An 18,406-nucleotide genomic window follows, 5' to 3' on the forward strand; every position below is an offset into this window, starting at 1 on the left:
CCCGCAATGAGCCGACGAGCGCTTCCGACGCTGATCGCGCTCGTCCTGGCGGGTCTGTGGGGCGCCGGCCTGGGCTTCGCGCACTGGCGCGGCGACATGGCGTTTCTCGATCGCTTCGAAGCGACGATGACCGATCTTCGAACGCTTTTTCGAGGACCGGCAACGCCACCGGAGCTGATCACCATCGTCGCGATAGACGACGAGGCGGTGCGGCACGAGGGCAGCTATCCGCTCAGCCGCGCCACGCTGGCCCGGATCGTCGACACGATCGGGCGCCTTGGCCCGAAAGCCATCGCGCTCGACCTGCTGCTGGTCGACCCCGGGGCGAAAGACAATGACGAGGCGCTGGCGCGTTCGCTGGGCGGCAGCAGAAGCGTCATCGCGGCCGCGGCGGTCTACCCCGGCGGCAGACAATGGACACTGGGCGAAGGCCCCCTCGCCCGCGTACCGGATGCCGAGCGGTTCCTGTGGCCGCTCAAGGCGTTCTCGGATGCCGCCGCTGTCGGCGTCGTCAACGTGATCACCGACCGGACGGGAACGCCCCGCTTCGTGCCGTTGCTGTTTCGGGCCGCAGACCGGCTGGAAGCGTCCTTCTCCTTGCGCGTTGCCACAGTGGCGGCGGGAGAGGATCCAGAAATCGCCCCCGATCACCTGTCGCTGGGCGGACGCTCGATCCGGACCGACATCGGTCACATCCTGCCCCTGGCATTCTATGGCCCGCGCGGCACGATCCGCACCATCAGCGCCGCGACCGTGCTGGACGGCCAACTCGATCCCGGCATCATCCGGGATCGGATTGTCCTGATCGGAGCGACCGCGACCGGCACCGGCGATGTTTTCCCGACACCGTTCGATCCCGTGCTGCCGGGCGTCGAAGTCATGTCGACGGCGATTGCCCATCTGATGACCGGCGACGGAATCGTGCGAGACCGGTCCGTTCGCCTTGCCGATGCCGGCTTCGCGGTGGTGCTGCCCATGCTCCTTGTCGGGCTGTTGGCGTGGCGGCGAAACGCCAGCGGCCTGGCGGCGGTCGCCGGCGTGGTCCTGCTCTGGGTCGTGGTCAACATGACGGCTTTCTCACACCATATCTGGATGAGCGCCGCGCTGCCGATCACCGCCGCCGTTCCGCCGGCCATCCTGTTCGGGGCGGCGCAGCTTTGGCTGGGCAGGAGCCGGGCGCAATTTTTCGCCACGCAGAGCCAATTGCTGCAACGCGTCGAAGCCCCGGGCATGGGGGAGTGGCTCGCCAGGCATGGCGACTTCCTCTCGGACCCGGTCCGGGGAGACGCCGCCATCCTGTTCATCGACCTGTCCGGCTTCACCGGACTGAGTGAAATAGTGGGACCGATCGCCACACGCGAACTCCTGAACAGTTTTCATGCGTTGGTCGACGAGGAAGTGACGAGTTGCGGTGGCGTCGTCACCAGTTTCATGGGTGACGGCGCCATGATCCTGTTCGGCCTGCCGCAACCCTCAGCAAATGACGCCTTCAATGCCGCCCGCTGTTGCGTAGGGCTGTCGAGCCGCACCAACATTTGGCTCGCCTCGTTGCCTGCATCGACCGCGTCGCGGCTCGGCTTCAAGATTGGCGCCCACCACGGAACGATCGTCGCCTCTCGGCTCGGCGGCGAAGGCCGTCAGCACATCGCGGCCATCGGTGACACCGTCAACGTCGCCAGCCGCCTGATGGAGATCGCGGCCGACCACAATGCCGAAGTCGCGGTGAGTGACGAGATGCTCGAGGCCGCCGGCCGCGACTGCGCGCTGTTCAAGTCCGGCTCCCTGAGAGGACCCGTGGAAACACAGATCCGTGGCCGATCCGGATTGCTCGCGATCTGGTTTTGGCAAAGCGCGCGGACGCCGCAATAGATCGGGGGCAGCGTGATCGGCGGGCGTCCCGCTCGGCAATGCTACAAAGTCATCATGTCCCGTCCAGGTTGTGGACACTTCCTTTTCAAAGGCGCACTCTTGGATTGCGAAACGCATGCCAGAGTTTCGCCCAACACTTCGCATGCTTGCGGTGCGTCGGTGACTATCCGACCTGTCCGGATACTTCCGGCTGGGTATGATTCTCATTGTGTCGCCTATCCGTGATCAGGCTATGGCCTAACGCACGTTGCAGCCTGTTCCGGATCAACTGGGAGGTAACAACATGCATAATTTTCAACGCAGGGAACTTCTTGTTCAAGGAAGCGCGGCTCTTGTCGCGATCGCCGCTCTTCATGCCTCGCGTCGCGCTTACGCTTTTCCAACACAGGCGGGCGGGGAAGTTGTTCCGTGGCTGGACCAGCCGACCGAAAATCCCAATCCGGCGGGTATCAAGACGCAGCTTGTCTGGGAGGATCTGGATAGCTGGATAACGCCAAACGACAAGTTCTTCAGCATCTCGCATTTCGATCGACCAACGATCGATGAGAAGACCTGGTCCATGAGGATCGAGGGCCTGGTCAAGAAGCCCCTGAAGTTGACGCTCGCCGACATCAGGGCGCGGCCGCGCCAGGAGGTCGTTTTCACGGTGGAATGCTCGGGCAACCACGGTTTTCCCTTTTTCACCGGCGGCATCGGCAATGCCCGTTGGGCAGGGACGCCGCTCGCGCCGATCCTCGAGGAAGCCGGTGTTCTGCAAAATGGCATCGAGGTCGTCTTTTTCGGTACTGACGAAAGCGAGATCCCGATACGCGACGTCAAGATGAAGCAGAATTTCGCGCGCAGCATGTCGCTCGCCGACGCCATGAATCCCGACAATCTGCTCTGCTATGAAATGAACGGCGCCGCCTTGCCGGCGGCCAATGGTTTCCCGCTGCGGCTCATTGCTCCGGGCTGGTACGGGATCGCCAACGTCAAGTGGCTGAAGCGCATCGAGGTTCGCGACACCCGGTTCATGAGCCTGCTGATGGCCCGCGACTATGTCACCATCCGGGAGGAGGACCACAATGGCGAGACCGTATGGGCCGAGACCTCGGTGGGCCGGGCGCTGATCAAGTCGGCACCCGCGAAGGTCACCCGGAAAGGCTCGGACTACGCCATCGTCGGGGCGGCCTGGGGGGCACCGATCGACCGGGTCGAAGTGCAAATCGATCAAGCGCCTTGGGCGCCGGCGACCATCGACCACAGCGAGGAGGCCGAACACGCCTGGAAAATCTGGTCCCTGGCATGGGCAAACCCCTCGCCCGGGGAACACACGGTGACCTCGCGCGCGGTCAGCACCACGGGACAAATTCAACCCGCGATGGACGATCCCTTGATTGCCAAGAAGCACACATACTGGGAGAGCAATGGCCAGGTGACGCGGCACGTCAAGATCGGTTGAGAAGCCAAAGCGCCGGCAAGCCCGCGGGAGGCCGGCGAAGCGGCGAAAATTGTCATGCCGTCGCCGCGCGGCATGACAATTCGGGCGTCGTCACATCGTGCGCGCCAGCCCTCACGCCGCGAGCTGGACCTCGCGGGCGGCCGTGATCATGACACTCGCGAGCAAGCCGTAGGCTGCCGCCCAGGCCTCGCGCACCGCCGGCGTAAAAGCGGGGCCGAGGCCGGCCGCCAGTGTCTCGATCAGCGCTTGCCCGACGATCGGGTAATGATGCTCTTCGACACCGTAGCCGACGTGACGCTTGGCGAGTTCGCGCACGATGGGCAGGATGGTGTCGGCACGATCCAGTCCATGCACGACGAAGCCCAGGCTCGCCATCAGCTTGGCGCCTTGCTTGGTCATGTCCCTCACCGGAAACAGGGCCCGAAGGTTCCCGTCGATGGCGAACAGGCGTTCATAGAACAGGGCCGCGGCGGCCGCGCGTATCGGGACGACTTCACGAAAACTATCCTGGACAAGTCTGATCTGGTCGGGCGTCATCGGCGCGCTCCTCTGGTGGCCTCGGTGAGCCGCGACCATCCTCCCGGAGTGTTTCGCATGCATGTCGCCAGTCGCGCCCAGGCGTTTCAGTTCGGTCTCGATCTGGTTTCAGGTTGCATTATCGTTCACCGCCAGGGCTGGGCCTCACGTCACCGAACCCTTCCGGCTCGCCATCCGCCAGCCGCCTCAATGCCGCTTGAAATACTGCACCTCTCGCTCGTGCTTCTCGGCCGCCTCGCGGGTCTCGAACGTGCCGAGGTTGCGCCGCTTGCCGGTCTTTTCGTCCTTCTTGCGCGAATAGAGGCGGTATTTCCCGTCCTTGAGTTTCCTGATCATCTCGCTCTCCCAGCTCCTGGCTAAGACCGCCGCTTGCCCTTGAGGTTGCGGGCGGCCTGCTCAGTCGCGGCGCGGTCGCTGCCCAGCCTGTCGAGCAGTTCCTGCGCCTCGTCGCCGGATATGCCGGTGCGCACCGCCAGTTCCTCGACGGTGAGCACGTCGGAGCTGGCGATCTCGCGGGTTTGCGGCAGCGCATCGTCGGCCGTCAGCGGCAGCGCCGCCTCCCTGTCGATCTCGGCCGCGGCCTGGTACCAGTGCCGTTCCGGATCGCCACCGCCGTCGCGTTCCCACAGTTCGTATGCGCGCTTCTGGATCTTCTCGTGCCGGTCGTCGCCCATGGTCATTCCTCCTTTGCGTCAGGGAAGAACGCCGCACCAATCCGAACGATCCAAAACATTTGCGTGATCGTTGGGTTGGTCGGGCCTACGTCTTGCGGTCCGCTCAAACCGGCGGCCTCCGATGGCCGCGAGATGATCCAGGCGGCGGGCTCGCCGCCGCCTGGATGCCGGCCGTGGCGGCCGGCTTTGTCGTCAGCGTCCCCAGATGCCCTGGCCATAACCCGGCGCAGGCATGTCGGAGTGTGAATTTTCACCCGCCGCGCTGTTGGTGATGCTCTTTGTGACGCCCAGGTCGACCGCGCCGCCGGACACCATCGAATGGGTGGTCGGATAGCCGCCGGCGGCAGGGATATAGTCCGAGCCAAAGCGGTCGCTGCCGGCAAAAGCCATGCCGGAGGCAACCAAAAGCGTGGCAAGGCTAAGAACGATCTTCTTCATTTCAAGTCTCCATCATCTTTGAAAGTTGACATTTGGCCTCGACGCGCCGCCCGCACCGCGTTCATGAGGCCGTCTCTTCATGCTCTTGGGGCGAAACCGACCAACCGCCATCCCCACAGGATTTGCGGCGGCAGGCCGTTCAGCGCACGGTCGTCTTGGTCCGGTCGTGCGCTGTCGGCCGCTTCATAGGGACGTGGTGTTTGCGCGGACGTGGTAGCCGGCGTGGTAAGAAGCACCGCAAGTGTGGGATTTTGCGTGGAATGCGGCCGGGACGCGCGGTGCGCCCGAGCCGCGAGAGAAGGCGAATGCCTCGTCACAGCCATCTCGTCCTGTTGCGCGCGAGCAACAGGCTCCGGATTTCGGAGAACCGCACAGGATCCGGATTTACCTCCCGTTGACAGGCAAAGCGTCCCCATGCGGCATTGCGTTAAGGGTTTGCTAGCAATTGCCAGTGGGAGGGGTAAGTGGTCGGGATCAATCGTTACATGTTGCTTGCGGTTCTGTCGGGAACGGTTGGCGCCGTTACGCCTGGCTTTGCTCAGCCGGTCGAGTACGTGAGAGTCTGTTCGATCTACGGCGCGCAATACTACTACAGCCCGGGTACGGACACTTGCATAAACGCCAACACTGGTGTGACCAAGAGGCAAACCGAGAACGGCACGGTAACGTCCAAGACCGCGCTGGCACAGAGCGTCGAAGACATCGACAACCGTGTCGCTCGCGCCTTCGAAAACTCCTCGATCGCCGCGGCGTTGACCAGCCCTGACCTGGTCGCCGGCGAGCATTTTGGCGTGCGCGTCAACTGGGGTAACGCCGGCATGTCCAATGCGATGGGCTTGACGGGGGCGGCGGTTCTTGGCGAGGGCCTTTTTGCGGGCGGCGGCCGGCTGACAGGAACGGCTGGCGTCGCATTCGCCGGTCACAGCGTTGGCGGAAATGCAGGCTTGCAGCTTACCTGGTAGTTGATTTTTCTGGTTCCCGCTCAAGGGCTCCAGTCATCACTCACACCGCCGCGCGGTCTCCGCCCAGCCAGTCGAGCAGTTCCTGTGCCTCGTCGCCCGCCTGCGGCCAACCTGCCAGCGAAATGCTGCCCGCCGCCCGCACCGGCGATGGCAAGCAGCAGGCGGCGCCTACTCGCACTGGCGCCTGGGCCCGCCGGTGTAGGGCTGGTAGCTGTTGTCTTCAGGTCGGTAAGAGCGGTAGCGGCTGAAGCAGGATTCGACGTGGTCGGCGGAAACCTCCGCCGTGGCGATCAGAGGGGCGGCGCCCCCCTCGACATAGCCGGCTTCGGTGGACGGCCGAGCGGCCTGGCCGACGGCGCCGGCGTCGAGATAGGGCGAGATGCAGGGGCGCGGCTCCCCGCTATAGGACATGTAGCTGTTGTCGTCCGGATTGTAGGAGCGGTAGCGGCTCGCGCACCAGCTGACATGGGAAGCCGGCAGCCCGGCCTGCTCCTCGCCCGCCGCGGGCGTCACCGCGCCTATCACGGTTGGGTCGGGCGGCACCGCCTGCGCCCTGGCAGCGGCATCAGGCGCCGCGGGGGGCGCGGCGGCCACTCGCTCCAGGCCCTGCGCTGCCTTGTCCACTGGCTGCGCACCCTTGGTCCACAGCTCGGCGACGCTGTCGGCGGGCCTTGCCTGATGCGAGGGCTTGGCGACCAGCAGCCAGGCAGCGAAGGCCAGCCCGCTGGCGAACACCGCGAGGGTCAGCGCGAAGCCGCTGACCAGTGCCAAAATCGCTTTCATCCCACACTCCTTGAGCCTCAGCCAATAGAATGCGGGGCATCGCAACTGGTTCCGGCAAGCGAGCGTGTGGCGAGGATGGCGCCTGCTCGCTCGGCACGGCGATGCGCCAGGCCGCGAGGCTCAGCCCCTCAAACCGGCAGCCTCACGTCCCCCAGGGACATCCGGTTCTCCGCCGCCAGCAGCGCCGCCACCATCTCCTTGTCGCGCCGCCGCTGCCGCAGGATGCCAGCGACCAGCCTGTCGAGCGAGAACTTGCCGGCGCCGGCGATCGCCAGCACGAACATGCCACCGGCGATGGCCAGGTCCTTTTCGAAATGCAGCAGTTCGTTCTGGCTGGCGAAGTTGGTGTGGAACAGCGTGGCCGTTGCCAGACAAAACAAGCCAAGCCCAATGGCGCCGAGCCGCGTCAGCAGGCCTGTGGCGACGCAGAGCCCTGCCCCCAGTTGCAGCGCGATTGTGGCGACAAACAGCGGCAGGCCGACGCCTAAAGCGGCCATCGCCTTGGCGGCGCCGTCGAAATGAGTGGCCAGCGTCACGCCCTCATGCAGGAAGATAAGGGAAAGCAGCAGCCGGCCGCCCAGCAGGGTCACGTCGCTAACGTGGTGCCTGCTGGCGAGGAGGTGCAGCTTCGCGGCGAATTCGGTCAGTGTCATGGTCAGGCTCCAATTCTGCTAACAGGCAGGCGCCGCGCCCGGCCGGACGCACGCAATGGCGCTGCAACGTCCGATCCTCGAAAGGGTGGAGCCGGCGGAGGGAGAGACGCCGGCTCCGGTTTTTGGGCGCCAGCCACGGGCGCCCAAAAATACGGTGCGTTGGGTCCGGGCTTGGCGCCAAGGCCCCAACTCCGTCTCGGGGCGAGCCACGGGTCTCGCCCGTCCTTCGGACCCCCCACGTCCGTGGGGGGAGAGGAGACGGCCTTACTTCGTCACTTTGGTGTCGATGGCCTTTTGCAGGTCCGAAAGCTCCTCGCAGCCTGCCGGGCAGAGTTTTTCGAGCGACGCGAGCTGCTCCTTGGCCTTGGGCATGTCGCCGGTTTCGACATAGAGCTCGCCCAGATATTCGCGGGCGGCCTTGTGGTCGGGCTTCAGCTCCAGCGCCTTGGTGTAGTAGGTGAGCGCCGTCTTGTAATCGCCGGTCTTGCGCAGCGTGAAGCCGAGCAGATTGTAGACGTCGGGCTGCTGCGTGTCCTGCGCCAGGTCGCGCAGCTCGGCCAGCGCGCCCTGGTAGTCCTTGGCCTCGATCTTGGCCTTGACGGCGGTGAGATCGGGCGCGTCGCCGCCCTCGATGTTGTCGACCGCATAGGCCGGCATGACGGCAGCGACGGGAACCACGGTCAGCACGGCAACGGCGCCGAGCAGGCCGAACAAGGCATTTCTGCCAAAAAGGGAAGGTTTCATTGTCTTTCTCGCTTGGGTTGGGAGCTCACGCTCATATTTGAACCGGAGTGAAGCCGTATGCCTTGCCGTCCTTGACGAAGGTGCCGGTGCCCGGGAACGGGAAGTGCGAACCGGAAATCCGGATGTTGTCGGCAATCACCCGGTCGATGATCTTGTGGCGCGTGGTGATCGCCGTCGGCCCATCCTGGTCGTAGGCGCCCTGCCACTCCGGATGCGGCGCCAGAAGTGCGGGCACATACATGGTGTCGGCCGAGATCATGATCTGCTCCTTGCCGGAGTTGGCGAGATACACCGAGTGGCCGGGCGTGTGGCCGGGGGCGGCGATGATCTGGATGCCGGGCGCCACCTCGGCGCCGTCCTCGACCAGCTTCCAGTTCTTCCATTTCGGGAAGTTCTCGGCGATGCGCTTGCCCGCCGGCTTGCGCCCCTCGGGCAGCTTGGCCAGCCGGCCGGGATCGGTCCACCAATTGTATTCGGTGGCGTTGACGATCAGCTCGGCATTCGGGAACACCGGCGCGTTGGTGCCCTTCTCCATCAGGCCCCAGACATGGTCGGGATGGAAGTGCGAGATCATGATGGTGTCGATCGCCTTGTAGTCGATGCCGGCGGCGGCCATGTTGGCCGGCAGATGCGTGGCGTTGGTCTGCCACTGGCCGACGCCCGAGCCGGCATCCATCATGATCAGCTTGCCGTTCATCTTGAGCACGACGACGGTGAGCGGGATGGGCATGAAGTCGGTGGTCAGCCCCGCCTTGGCAAGCGCCGCCTTGGTGTCGTCGACCGAGGCATTCTTGATGAAGGCCGGGTCGTGGGGCTTCTTCCAGATGCCGTCATAGATGGCGGTGATCTCGATATCGCCGACCTTGTATTTGTAGAATCCGACGGTGGGCTCCAGCGGGGTTTCGGCGAAGGCCGGACGGGTGAATTCCAGCTTCCCGGCAAGGCCGAAGGCGGCAGCGGCGGCGGCGGATTGAAGCACTGTGCGGCGTGTCATGCTGAACATGGGTTTTCTCCTCTGTTGAGTGGTGGCTAAAGTCGCGAAGGAAATGACGGAGGGCCAAGCCCCTGGCCCTCCGTCGCTGATTGCGGATTGGGGCGAGCACGGTCGGGATCCGGCGCCGACCCCATGAACTCAGTTGCCCCAGATGCCCTGGCCGGGTTCCTGCGCATCAGATTTCGTCGTCGCCTGCATGCCGTGGCGGACCATGTCCGACTTGCGGATCGACGCGGTCGTGGTGGTGTCGACGGCCGTCTGGCTGGCGGCCTGCGAACCAAAATGGTCGCTGCCGGCAAAGGCGCTGGTGGTGGCGATCAGGATGGCGGCGGCGATGAGAGCGATGTTTTTCATGTCGATGGTTCCTGTTTCTTGAGAAATCGCTTGAAGGCGCGCTCAGCGGCCCCAGAGGCTGTCGTTGTTGTGCCGGGTGATGATGTCCTGGACCGACCCCTGGCTCGGGCCGGTCGTCACCTTGGTGTCGACGTTCTGGCGCGTGGGGATCGAGGCCGTGGCATTGGTGTCGACGGAAGCGACCGGCTGGTTGGCATTGTTGGCGCCGTGGTCGCTGGCGGTGAAGGCAGAGCTTGCGGCAAGCAACATCGCAGCCGCGCTGAGTGCGAGCTTGTTCATTCCATAGGTCCTTGTTTCGTTTCTTCGGGTCGCGGGCCGGGAGATTGGCCCCGCTGACAACAAGACCCGGCAGGGCCGCGCTTTATTCCCGGGAGGTGTGAGATTTTTTTGGAAGGGCAGAAACTGGCGGCAACGGCCATCCAGATGAACGCCGAGACACAATCCAGAAACAATATTCAACAGTTCGGAAAAACTGGCGAAAAGATCGGATGGCATACCCATCCCTCAACGGCTGGAAAAATGGAAGCGGCGGCGCAGCCGACAATGCCTGCCGTCGTGGCGGCATGATTGGGATGTTCCTGGCGCTGCTCGGCCAGGACGAGAAAGTTTGGAAATGGATCACGGTGTCGATATCGCCGAACTGGACAGGGACACGGCAAGACCGGGCGGCCAGCCCGCAGCCGGCCTCGGAAGCATCGAAGCGCTCGTAAGGATTGCCTCCGATCCCAGGTTGATCGCGCGTAGCCAGGTCCTGGCGGGCGCCGACTTCGCCAGGGCAGGTCAGCCCGACGAGCGGCTCGACAAGGTCTTCGAGCAGATCGCCGAGACATTCGCCGCCTTGCCGGCGGTGATCTCCGACGGACGTGTCTGGACGTATCGGGAGCTGGACAGCCGTGCCAACCAGTTCGCCCGTGTGCTGATCAAGCGCGGCGTGCGGCCGGGCCACCGCGTCGGGCTCATTCTCGACCGGTCCGCGGAGACCTATGTTGCGTTGCTCGCGGTGATGAAGGCAGGCGCGGCCTTCGTGCCGCTGGCCACCGCGTTTCCGCAAGAGCGCATGGCGCTCATCATCGAAGACGCCAGCGTGAGCCTGATCGTCACCATCGCCGCCTATGCGTCGCGCGCCGATCAACTGCCCGTTCCCCACCTGTTGATCGACAGCGCCGTCGCCGAGATCTCCAAACAGCCCAGCGCGCCGCTGAAGCCGCACAAGGCGCCGGCTCAAGCCGACGACACCTGCTACATCCTCTACACTTCCGGCACCACCGGCAGGCCGAAGGGCGTGGTCATCAAGCACCAGAGCTTCGTCAACTTCATCCGGGTCGCCGCCGCGTCCTACGGCTACCGGCCGGGCGATCGCGTCTACCAGGGCATGACCATCGCCTTCGACTTTTCCTCCGAGGAGATCTGGGTGCCGTTTGTCGCCGGCGCGACGGTGGTGCCGGCGCCGGGCCAGATGCCTCTCGTCGGCGAGGAGCTCGCCGATTTCCTGCGCCATCATGAAATCACCTGCATGGCCTGCAGCCCGACCCTTTTGTCGTCGATGACATCAGACGTGCCCAGCCTGCGCACGCTCCTGGTGGGCGGCGAAGCCTGCCCGCACAATCTGGTGGTGCGCTGGTCGACGCCGGGGCGGCGGATCCTCAACACCTATGGCCCCACCGAGGCGACCGTCACGGCAACGATGGGCGCGCTGACGCCGGACAAGCCCGTCACCATCGGCGCACCGCTGCCCACCTACTCCATCGTCATTCTCGACCCCGAAGTGCCCGCGCTTGCCCAGCCCGGCGAATTGGGAGAGATCGGTATCGCCGGCATCGGGCTCGCGGTCGGCTATCTCAACAGGGCCGACCTCACCGAACAGAAATTCATCGCCGATTTCCTCGGCCTGCCGAACAATCCGTCGAAGCGCATCTACCGCACGGGCGACCTTGGCCGCATCAACGACGATGGCGAGATCGAGTATGCCGGGCGCATCGACACACAGGTGAAGATCCGCGGCTATCGCATCGAACTCGGCGAGATCGAGGCGGTGCTGCTGGACCAACCCGACATCGCGCAGGCCGCCGTCACCACCTGGGAGATCGAGCCCGGCCGCGTCGAACTCGTTGCCTACTACGCACCCAGGACCGGGGCGCCGTCGATCTCCCGCGCCGATCTCGCCGAGACGATGAAGCGACGTCTGCCGGATTACATGGTGCCCTCCTATCTGGAGGAACTGCCGGCGATTCCGATGACGGTCTCCAACAAGGTCGACCTTCGCCAGCTTCCCAAGCCGACCAGCGTCCGGCTTTCCGCCGACCGGGAGATGGTTGCGCCCGGCAACGACGACGAGCGCTTCCTGGCCGAAGCGCTGGCCGCGGTGCTGAAATTCGACGAGGTGTCGGTCGAGGACAATTTCTTCGACGATCTCGGCGCCAACTCCCTGCTGATGGCGCATTTCTGCGCGCGCGTACGCACCCGGAAGGAATGGGCGACGACGTCCATGCGCGACATCTATCTCTATCCGACCGTGGCTAGCCTGGCCAAGCACCTGCGCGTGCCGGAGGAGATGACGACGGCCACCAACGAGCCTGTTCTCACGCGCCAGGCCTCGAATTTCGCTTACTGGACCTGCGGCGCGGCGCAACTCCTGTTCTACGGGCTCTACAGCTACGTGGCGCTGTGGGCGATCAATGACGGCCTCAACTGGATGTATGACGCGCTCGACGAACCGCTGCAGCTCTATATCAGGTGCGTGGCGCTCTCGGCCGCCGTTTTCTTCGGCATGTCGGGCTTCGCCGTCATCGCGAAATGGGCACTCGTCGGCCGCTGGAAGGCGGAAGCGTTTCCCATCTGGGGTGTGCGCTACTACCGCTTCTGGGTCGTCAAGACATTGATCCGCACCGCACCCGTCGTCCTCTTCCGCGGCAGCCCGCTCTACAGCTTCTATCTGCAGCTGCTGGGAACCAGGATCGGGAAAAACGCCGTCATCGAATCCAAATCCGTACCCGTCTGCACGGATCTGATTTCAATTGGCGCCAACACGATCCTGCGCAAGGAATCCATGATCCTCGGCTATCGGGCCCAGTCCGGCTATATCCATACCGGGCCGCTGGCCATCGGTCGCGATGCCTTTGTCGGCGTCGGCTGCACGCTCGATATCGACACGCGGATCGGCGACGGCGGCCAGCTCGGCCATGCGTCCTCGCTGCAGCGCGGGCAAAGCATCCCGGACGGCGAACACTGGCATGGATCGCCGGCGGTGCCGACCACGGCTGACTATTGCAAGGTGCGCAATGAGAACCCGTCCAACATCCGGCGCTTCCTCTTCGAAGCGGTCCAGCTGATTGGATTGTTTGCCGTTGTCACCCCGCTGCCGCTCCTGTTCCACAGCTATTGGGAGAACGTCGGCGACGACTATCAGGAGACCATCGGCGTTGTCGCGATCGGCACCACGGTCACGCTTTTCGGCTATATCGCCGTGGCCTTTCTGGCGGCGACGCTGCTGCCCCGCCTGATAAGCCTGGTGCTGAAACCAGGCCGCACCTATACGCTTTACGGTTTCCGCTACTGGCTGCAGACCGTCGCCGAATTCAGCAGCAATTCCCGGGTCCTGGGGCTGTTGTTCGGTGACAGCTCGGCGATCGTGCACTACATGCGCGCCATCGGCTGGAACCTCAACAAGGTGGTGCAGACCGGCTCCAACTTCGGCAGCAACCAGCAGCACGAAAACCCGCTTCTGTGCGAGATCGGCACCGAGACCATGGTGTCGGACGGGCTGTTCATGATCAATGTGCACAAGTCCGCCTCGGCGTTCCGGCTGGAGCCAACCCGCATTGGCGAGCGCAACTATCTCGGCAACAACATCTACTATCCGCCGGATGGCCGCACGGGCGACAACGTCCTGCTCGGCACCAAGGTGATGATCCCCATCGATGGCCCGTTGCGCGAGAATGTCGGGCTCCTCGGTTCGCCTGCCTTTGAAATCCCGCGCATGGTCAACCGCGACAAGGAACTCATCGCCGGCGTCGACGAAGAAGATCGGCGCCAGCGCATCCCGCACAAGAACCGTCACAACGCGGTGACGATCCTTCTGTTCATCGCGACGCAATGGGTCATGCTGTTCGCCACGCTGGCGATCTGGGACCGGGCCCTGAACTACTACACCGAATGGGCGGAGGTCGCGCTGTTCGTCGCCGTGCTCCTGACCTCGGCGATCACCATTCCGTTCTACATCCTGGTCGAGCGGGCAAGCCTTGGTTTTGGCAGGCTGAAACCTCAGATGACGACGATCTACGACGTCGCGTTCTGGCGCCACGAACGCCATTGGAAGCTCGCGGATTCGCCGATCGTGCGCCTGTTCGGCGGCACGCCATTCCGGCCGATGATCCTGCGCCTGCTGGGCGTCAAGGTCGGCAAGCGGGTCTATGACGGCGGAGCCAACCTCACCGAACGCTCGCTGGTGGAGATCGGCGACGACGTCACCCTCAACGAAGGCTGCGTCATCCAGGCTCACTCGCTGGAGGAAGGCGCGTTCAAGTCCGACTTCATCCGCATCGGCAAGGGCTGCACGCTCGGACCTTCCGCCTTTGTCCATTACGGCGTCTTGATGGGCGAAGGATCGGTGGCCGATACCGATTCCTTCGTGATGAAGGGCGAAGGGCTCGAGCCCTACTCCATATGGCGCGGCAACCCGGCCAAGCTGCACCGGTTCGTGACCCCGGTCACGGACGGTGGCGCCAAGGCATCGGCTTGAAGACCGGAGAAATCCGGCTCGTTTCCCTGACCGAGGCCAACCGGGCCTCGGTTGCGTCCCTTGAACTGGCCCCGGAGCAGATCGATTTCGTCGCCCGCAATGCGGAGTCCCTGGACGAAGCCGGGGCCGACGACGACGCGCGGCCGCGCGTCGTCATGGCCGGGGATCGTGTCGTCGGTTTCCTGATGTACGAGGCGCCGGAGGATGACGACGAGGCGCGCATCTACCGCTTCATGATCGACCGCGCCAGCCAGGGCAAAGGCTACGGCAAGGCCGCGTTGCGTGAAGTGCTGGACGAAATCCGCAGCCTCGGCCACGTCAGGCACGTTTCCATTTGCTACGAACCGGACAATGACGCGGCACGGCAGCTCTATTGTGCCGCCGGTTTCGTGGAGGAAGGGCTCGACGAGGACGGAGAAATGATCGCCGATCTGGTCCTGCCGGCGAATGACCGTTGACGCCGCCGCCTGAAAGCGCGCTTGCGCAAACATCCCTGCTGCGGGCGATGGCCGCCATCGCGCCAGGCAGTGTTCGCATCGGATGCCGGGTCATACGCGACGCGGACGAAGCCCATCTGCTGCCCGAGGAAGCGCGTTCCATTCCCGCGCGCCAGCAAGCCATGCGGCGCGCGAGCGGAGCGGCCCGCTGGATCGCGCACGGGCTGCTGGCGGAACTTGGCATCAATGACGTCGCCATCCTTCGCGCGCCATCCGGCGCGCCGGTCTGGCCCGACGGGATGACGGGTTCGCTCGCCCATGACGACGAGATGGCCGTGGCGGCGGTTGCGCCTGTTGACCGCATCGCGTCCCTCGGCATCGACGTCGAGCCGGCCCAACCCCTGCCCGACGACATCCTCGCGCTCGTCGCAATCCCTGCGGACCGCACGGACGCGGTGGATCGGCAGCTTGCCGGCCGTATTCTCTTCTCAGCCAAGGAAGCGGTCTACAAGGCGGTCTATCCGCTTGACCGCGAGGTGCTGGGCTATGAGGATATCACCGTGGACCTCGACGCCGGCCACGCGACGACCAAGACCGGTCGCAGGGTCAGCCTCGCCTACTGCACTGGCCCGCGCGTGGTCGTCTTGGCCTTTGTTGAACGGGGTGCGGGTTAGGATCGGGACCGGGCGCTACGTGTGGCCCGGTTTTCTACGTCCCGACGATCTCCGTATAGGTCCGGACCTCGCCATCCAGCCCACGCAACCGCCAGGTCTCCCCGTCGCGTCCCTCGACATAACATGGCCCGAGCGGCACCTTGCCGCCGCCTTCCGGCAGGTCGAGCACATAGACGGGGTTGCAGATGCCCGACAGGCGAGCGCGCAGCGCGCCGGCCAGCGCCTGGCCCTCGGCAATCGTGGTGCGCCTATGCGCCATGCCGCGCGCGAGGTCGCCATGGTGCAGGTAATAGGGTTTGACGCCGAGGCGGTACATCAGCTCGCGGCAGAGTTCCTCCAGCACCTCGACCGTGTCGTTGACGCCTTTGAGGAGGACGCTCTGGTTGAGCAGCACGAAGCCCGCCTGCCGCATCGTGCGGCAGGCCGCCTCGGTGGCATCGGTGATCTCCCGGGCATGGTTGAAATGGGTGACGACGGTGACCATCAGCCGGCCCTGCAAGGCCTCGACCAGCCCTGACGTGATGCGCGACGGCAGTGCCACGGGCACGCGCGTGTGGATGCGCAAGAGCCGCACATGCGCGATCGCCTCGATGCGCGCGAAGATTTCGGCCAGCGCCTTGTCGGGCAGCGACAGCGGATCGCCACCGGTCAGGATCACCTCGCGGATCTCGGGGTGAGCGGCGATATAGGCCAGCGCCAGCTCCAGCGCCTCGCGCGCGTAGCCGCGGCCGATCGCGGTCAGCGATTCCTTGCGGAAGCAGAACCGGCAATAGACCGCGCATTGATAGGTCGGGAACAACAGCACCCGGTCGGCATGGCGATGCGTCAACCGCGGCACCGGGCTGAAATCATGGTCGGCGATCGGGTCACCGAGTTCGCCCTCCGCCTCCTCCAGTTCCTCGGGCGACGGGATGACCTGCGCCCGGATCGGGTCGGCGGGGTCGTTCCAGTCGATCAGGTCGAGATAGGCTTTGGGGATGCGAACCTTGTGGTTCGCCGCCGCGCCATGAGCCGCCGCGCGCTCGCCCGGCGACAGCGGCAGCGAAGCAAGATCGCGCGCATGGCGCACGCCCTGGCGAACATCGTCCTGCCAGGCTGCGTCGGCGTTGAAGGCGCGCTCTTCGGCAGTGGCTATATCGTGGAGGTTGGCGTCTGAGGTCATCGAGGTCTCGGAGTCGCAATTCGCGCGGAGCTATCGGCCGGATGGCTGGCGCGGTCAATGGCAATGGTTGCCGCAGATCGTCGGCAGCGCGATCCTTCGCGGAGCACGGACCTACCCCGCCACCAACTTTCGCCGCATCGACCAACGGCGCAATTTCATGCATCTAATGAACCGACAGCGCCCATGGGGAGATGGCGCGCCGCCAGGGAGGATTGCCATGACCAAGACAGCTCCGGCGCGGTTGCCGCGCTATGACGATGCCGTTGCGCGATTCCGCATCGAGGATGAGATCGCGCGGCTTCACGGCGATCCCGCGACCGGGATCAACGCCTATGTCGAATGCTGCGGCCGCCATACCGGGCTGAACCGGCTGGCGTTGCGCGCGATCTCCGCCAGTGGTGAGCTGCGGGAATTCACCTTCGACGATCTCGACGACATGTCGGGCCGCGTCGCCAATCTGCTGAAAGCGGCAGGCGTCGGCCCCGGCGATGTCGTTGCCGGCATGCTGCCGCGCATCCCCGAACTGGTGGCGACCATTCTCGGCACGTGGCGCATCGGCGCCGTCTATCAGCCGCTGTTCACCGCCTTCGGCCCGAAGGCCATCGACCACCGGCTGCAGACCAGCGGCGCCAAACTCGTCGTCACCAACACGGCCAATCGCGGCAAGCTCGACGAGGTGGAGCACTGCCCCCGGGTTGCAACCATCCTGGCTCCCGGCGAAGCCTTGCCGGCGGGCGACATCGATTTCCGCGCGGCCCTTGCCGCTGCCTCGTCCGACTGCGAGCCCATCCTGCGCAAGGGCGACGACCTGTTCATGATGATGTCGACCTCGGGCACGACCGGCCTGCCCAAGGGCGTGCCGGTGCCGCTGAGCGCCCTGATGGCCTTCGGCGCCTATATGCGCGATGCCATCGGGCTCACCCCCGACGACGTCTTCTGGAACATCGCCGATCCCGGCTGGGCCTACGGCCTCTATTACGCCATCACCGGCCCCTTGCTGCTCGGCGTCGCGACGACCTTCAACGAAGGCGCCTTCACCGCCAAAAGCACCTACGACATCATCGAGCGCCTCGGCGTCACCAGCCTCGCCGGTTCGCCCACCGCCTTCCGCCTGCTGCTGGCCGAGGGGCCCGAGGCGGCCGCCCGCATCCAGGGCCGGCTGCGCGTGGTGAGCAGCGCCGGCGAGCCGCTCAACCCGGAAGTGATCCGCTGGTTCGACGCCCATCTCGCGGCACCCATCCATGACCATTACGGCCAGACCGAGAACGGCATGATGGTCAACAACCATCACGGCCTGTCGCATCCCGTGCGCCCGGGTTCGGCCGGCTTTGCCATGCCGGGCTACCGCATCGTCGTGCTGGACGAGGCCGGCCAGGAGCTTGGACCCAACCAGCCCGGCGTCCTCGCCGTCGACATCGCCAACTCGCCGCTGCGCTGGTTCGGCGGCTATCACCAGGCGCAAACCCCGGCCATATCGGGCGGCTATTACCGCACCGGCGACACGGTCGAGTTCGAGCCGGACGGCTCGATCAGCTTCATCGGCCGGTCGGATGACGTCATCACGTCCTCCGGCTATCGCATCGGGCCGTTCGACGTCGAAAGCGCGCTCATCGAGCATCCGGCGGTCAACGAGGCGGCGGTGGTCGGCGTGCCCGATCCGCAGCGCACCGAGATCGTCAAGGCCTTCGTCATCCTGGCGCCGTCCTGGCAAGGCAGCCCGGAACTCGCCGAGGAACTCGCACAGCATGTCCGCAAACGCCTGTCGGCCCACGCCTATCCGCGTGAAATAGATTTCGTGGCAGAACTGCCGAAGACACCGAGCGGCAAGATCCAGCGATTTTTGCTGCGCAAGGCCGAGGTCGAGAAGCGGAAGGAAGGGTGACGGGATGGCGAGGCTTTCGATCGCCCAGGCGTCGCAAGGCGCTTCTCGTTGACGTGGTGCCGCA

19 protein-coding genes are annotated in these 18,406 nt (G+C 65.0%); 8 read left to right on the plus strand and 11 right to left on the minus strand.

Annotated elements, in window-relative coordinates:
• Positions 1-6: 6 nt before the first annotated feature.
• Both BLS48_RS29490 and BLS48_RS29495 read left to right on the plus strand, forming a co-directional pair.
• Positions 7-1,869: a CHASE2 domain-containing protein gene (locus BLS48_RS29490; RefSeq protein WP_091585466.1), complete on the plus strand. Its 1,863-nt coding sequence runs from the start codon at positions 7-9 to the stop codon at positions 1,867-1,869.
• Between the two features lie 283 nt (positions 1,870-2,152).
• Positions 2,153-3,310 carry a sulfite oxidase gene (locus BLS48_RS29495; protein WP_091585467.1) on the plus strand — a complete coding sequence of 386 codons (1,158 nt, stop codon included), beginning with the start codon at positions 2,153-2,155 and terminating at the stop codon, positions 3,308-3,310.
• 111 nt (positions 3,311-3,421) lie between these two features.
• On the opposite strand, the gene BLS48_RS29500 is transcribed toward BLS48_RS29495, so the two are convergent.
• The 4 genes from BLS48_RS29500 to BLS48_RS29520 all read right to left on the minus strand — a co-directional run bounded on the left by BLS48_RS29500 (position 3,422) and on the right by BLS48_RS29520 (position 4,959).
• Positions 3,422-3,847 (minus strand): globin family protein, encoded by a 426-nt coding sequence (locus tag BLS48_RS29500; RefSeq protein ID WP_091585578.1) that lies wholly within the window; start codon positions 3,845-3,847, stop codon positions 3,422-3,424.
• Between the two features lie 186 nt (positions 3,848-4,033).
• Positions 4,034-4,183, minus strand: coding sequence for a hypothetical protein (locus tag BLS48_RS29505; RefSeq protein WP_013894378.1), 150 nt, complete (start codon positions 4,181-4,183; stop codon positions 4,034-4,036).
• 20 nt (positions 4,184-4,203) lie between these two features.
• Positions 4,204-4,521 carry a DUF2934 domain-containing protein gene (locus BLS48_RS29510; RefSeq protein WP_056591690.1) on the minus strand — a complete coding sequence of 106 codons (318 nt, stop codon included), beginning with the start codon at positions 4,519-4,521 and terminating at the stop codon, positions 4,204-4,206.
• Between the two features lie 192 nt (positions 4,522-4,713).
• A complete protein-coding gene (locus BLS48_RS29520) occupies positions 4,714-4,959 on the minus strand; it encodes a DUF680 domain-containing protein (RefSeq protein WP_091585469.1) in 246 nt (81 codons plus the stop codon).
• A gap of 464 nt (positions 4,960-5,423) precedes the next feature.
• On the opposite strand from BLS48_RS29520, the gene BLS48_RS29525 reads away from it, so the two are divergent.
• Positions 5,424-5,921, plus strand: coding sequence for a porin (locus tag BLS48_RS29525; protein WP_091585470.1), 498 nt, complete (start codon positions 5,424-5,426; stop codon positions 5,919-5,921).
• A 168-nt stretch (positions 5,922-6,089) separates the two neighbouring features.
• On the opposite strand, the gene BLS48_RS29530 is transcribed toward BLS48_RS29525, so the two are convergent.
• From BLS48_RS29530 to BLS48_RS29555, 6 genes are all read right to left on the minus strand, one after another.
• Positions 6,090-6,704: a BA14K family protein gene (locus BLS48_RS29530; RefSeq protein ID WP_091585474.1), complete on the minus strand. Its 615-nt coding sequence runs from the start codon at positions 6,702-6,704 to the stop codon at positions 6,090-6,092.
• Between the two features lie 128 nt (positions 6,705-6,832).
• Positions 6,833-7,357, minus strand: coding sequence for a DoxX family protein (locus BLS48_RS29535; RefSeq protein ID WP_091585475.1), 525 nt, complete (start codon positions 7,355-7,357; stop codon positions 6,833-6,835).
• Positions 7,358-7,621: 264 nt separating this feature from the next.
• The gene (locus BLS48_RS29540) at positions 7,622-8,101 is read right to left on the minus strand and encodes a tetratricopeptide repeat protein (RefSeq protein ID WP_091585476.1); all 480 of its coding nucleotides are present in this window, start codon (positions 8,099-8,101) and stop codon (positions 7,622-7,624) included.
• Between the two features lie 31 nt (positions 8,102-8,132).
• Complete coding sequence (locus tag BLS48_RS29545; RefSeq protein WP_091585477.1) at positions 8,133-9,104, minus strand: MBL fold metallo-hydrolase; 972 nt, start codon at positions 9,102-9,104, stop codon at positions 8,133-8,135.
• A gap of 129 nt (positions 9,105-9,233) precedes the next feature.
• Positions 9,234-9,449: a DUF680 domain-containing protein gene (locus BLS48_RS29550; protein WP_091585478.1), complete on the minus strand. Its 216-nt coding sequence runs from the start codon at positions 9,447-9,449 to the stop codon at positions 9,234-9,236.
• Positions 9,450-9,491: 42 nt separating this feature from the next.
• A complete protein-coding gene (locus BLS48_RS29555) occupies positions 9,492-9,728 on the minus strand; it encodes a DUF680 domain-containing protein (RefSeq protein ID WP_091585479.1) in 237 nt (78 codons plus the stop codon).
• Between the two features lie 108 nt (positions 9,729-9,836).
• Between BLS48_RS29555 and BLS48_RS29560 the strand changes: the two genes are divergently transcribed.
• Genes BLS48_RS29560 through BLS48_RS29575 form a run of 4 tightly spaced genes read left to right on the plus strand, consistent with a single transcriptional unit; the run spans position 9,837 to position 15,298 of the window.
• The gene (locus BLS48_RS29560; protein ID WP_091585482.1) at positions 9,837-10,016 is read left to right on the plus strand and encodes a hypothetical protein; all 180 of its coding nucleotides are present in this window, start codon (positions 9,837-9,839) and stop codon (positions 10,014-10,016) included.
• Positions 10,017-10,062: 46 nt separating this feature from the next.
• Complete coding sequence (locus BLS48_RS29565; RefSeq protein ID WP_167365289.1) at positions 10,063-14,187, plus strand: Pls/PosA family non-ribosomal peptide synthetase; 4,125 nt, start codon at positions 10,063-10,065, stop codon at positions 14,185-14,187.
• Positions 14,184-14,645 (plus strand): GNAT family N-acetyltransferase, encoded by a 462-nt coding sequence (locus tag BLS48_RS29570; protein ID WP_244529958.1) that lies wholly within the window; start codon positions 14,184-14,186, stop codon positions 14,643-14,645. The genes BLS48_RS29565 and BLS48_RS29570 overlap by 4 nt, the downstream gene beginning before the upstream one ends.
• Positions 14,642-15,298, plus strand: coding sequence for a 4'-phosphopantetheinyl transferase family protein (locus BLS48_RS29575; protein WP_167365290.1), 657 nt, complete (start codon positions 14,642-14,644; stop codon positions 15,296-15,298). Before BLS48_RS29570 ends, BLS48_RS29575 begins: the two co-directional genes overlap by 4 nt.
• 34 nt (positions 15,299-15,332) lie before the next feature.
• Here the strand turns inward: BLS48_RS29575 and BLS48_RS29580 are convergent, their stop codons facing one another.
• On the minus strand, positions 15,333-16,460 hold the full coding sequence (locus BLS48_RS29580) for a KamA family radical SAM protein (RefSeq protein WP_091585488.1): 1,128 nt from the start codon (positions 16,458-16,460) through the stop codon (positions 15,333-15,335).
• Positions 16,461-16,677: 217 nt separating this feature from the next.
• Between BLS48_RS29580 and BLS48_RS29585 the strand changes: the two genes are divergently transcribed.
• Positions 16,678-18,342: an acyl-CoA synthetase gene (locus BLS48_RS29585; RefSeq protein WP_091585490.1), complete on the plus strand. Its 1,665-nt coding sequence runs from the start codon at positions 16,678-16,680 to the stop codon at positions 18,340-18,342.
• Positions 18,343-18,406: the final 64 nt, after the last annotated feature.

The organism is Mesorhizobium qingshengii (assembly GCF_900103325.1).
GTDB classification, from domain to species: domain Bacteria; phylum Pseudomonadota; class Alphaproteobacteria; order Rhizobiales; family Rhizobiaceae; genus Mesorhizobium; species Mesorhizobium qingshengii.

Excerpts from the sequence above, each read along its gene's own strand:
- BLS48_RS29555 (WP_091585479.1), bottom strand. The coding sequence starts at position 9,728 with ATGAACAAGCTCGCACTCAGCGCGGCTGCGATGTTGCTTGCCGCAAGC.
- BLS48_RS29550 (WP_091585478.1), bottom strand. The coding sequence starts at position 9,449 with ATGAAAAACATCGCTCTCATCGCCGCCGCCATCCTGATCGCCACCACC.
- BLS48_RS29500 (WP_091585578.1), bottom strand. The coding sequence starts at position 3,847 with ATGACGCCCGACCAGATCAGACTTGTCCAGGATAGTTTTCGTGAAGTC.
- BLS48_RS29510 (WP_056591690.1), bottom strand. The coding sequence starts at position 4,521 with ATGGGCGACGACCGGCACGAGAAGATCCAGAAGCGCGCATACGAACTG.
- BLS48_RS29580 (WP_091585488.1), bottom strand. The coding sequence starts at position 16,460 with ATGACCTCAGACGCCAACCTCCACGATATAGCCACTGCCGAAGAGCGC.
- BLS48_RS29490 (WP_091585466.1), top strand. The coding sequence starts at position 7 with ATGAGCCGACGAGCGCTTCCGACGCTGATCGCGCTCGTCCTGGCGGGT.
- BLS48_RS29505 (WP_013894378.1), bottom strand. The coding sequence starts at position 4,183 with ATGATCAGGAAACTCAAGGACGGGAAATACCGCCTCTATTCGCGCAAG.
- BLS48_RS29565 (WP_167365289.1), top strand. The coding sequence starts at position 10,063 with ATGGATCACGGTGTCGATATCGCCGAACTGGACAGGGACACGGCAAGA.
- BLS48_RS29535 (WP_091585475.1), bottom strand. The coding sequence starts at position 7,357 with ATGACACTGACCGAATTCGCCGCGAAGCTGCACCTCCTCGCCAGCAGG.
- BLS48_RS29545 (WP_091585477.1), bottom strand. The coding sequence starts at position 9,104 with ATGTTCAGCATGACACGCCGCACAGTGCTTCAATCCGCCGCCGCCGCT.
- BLS48_RS29585 (WP_091585490.1), top strand. The coding sequence starts at position 16,678 with ATGACCAAGACAGCTCCGGCGCGGTTGCCGCGCTATGACGATGCCGTT.
- BLS48_RS29540 (WP_091585476.1), bottom strand. The coding sequence starts at position 8,101 with ATGAAACCTTCCCTTTTTGGCAGAAATGCCTTGTTCGGCCTGCTCGGC.
- BLS48_RS29520 (WP_091585469.1), bottom strand. The coding sequence starts at position 4,959 with ATGAAGAAGATCGTTCTTAGCCTTGCCACGCTTTTGGTTGCCTCCGGC.
- BLS48_RS29495 (WP_091585467.1), top strand. The coding sequence starts at position 2,153 with ATGCATAATTTTCAACGCAGGGAACTTCTTGTTCAAGGAAGCGCGGCT.
- BLS48_RS29530 (WP_091585474.1), bottom strand. The coding sequence starts at position 6,704 with ATGAAAGCGATTTTGGCACTGGTCAGCGGCTTCGCGCTGACCCTCGCG.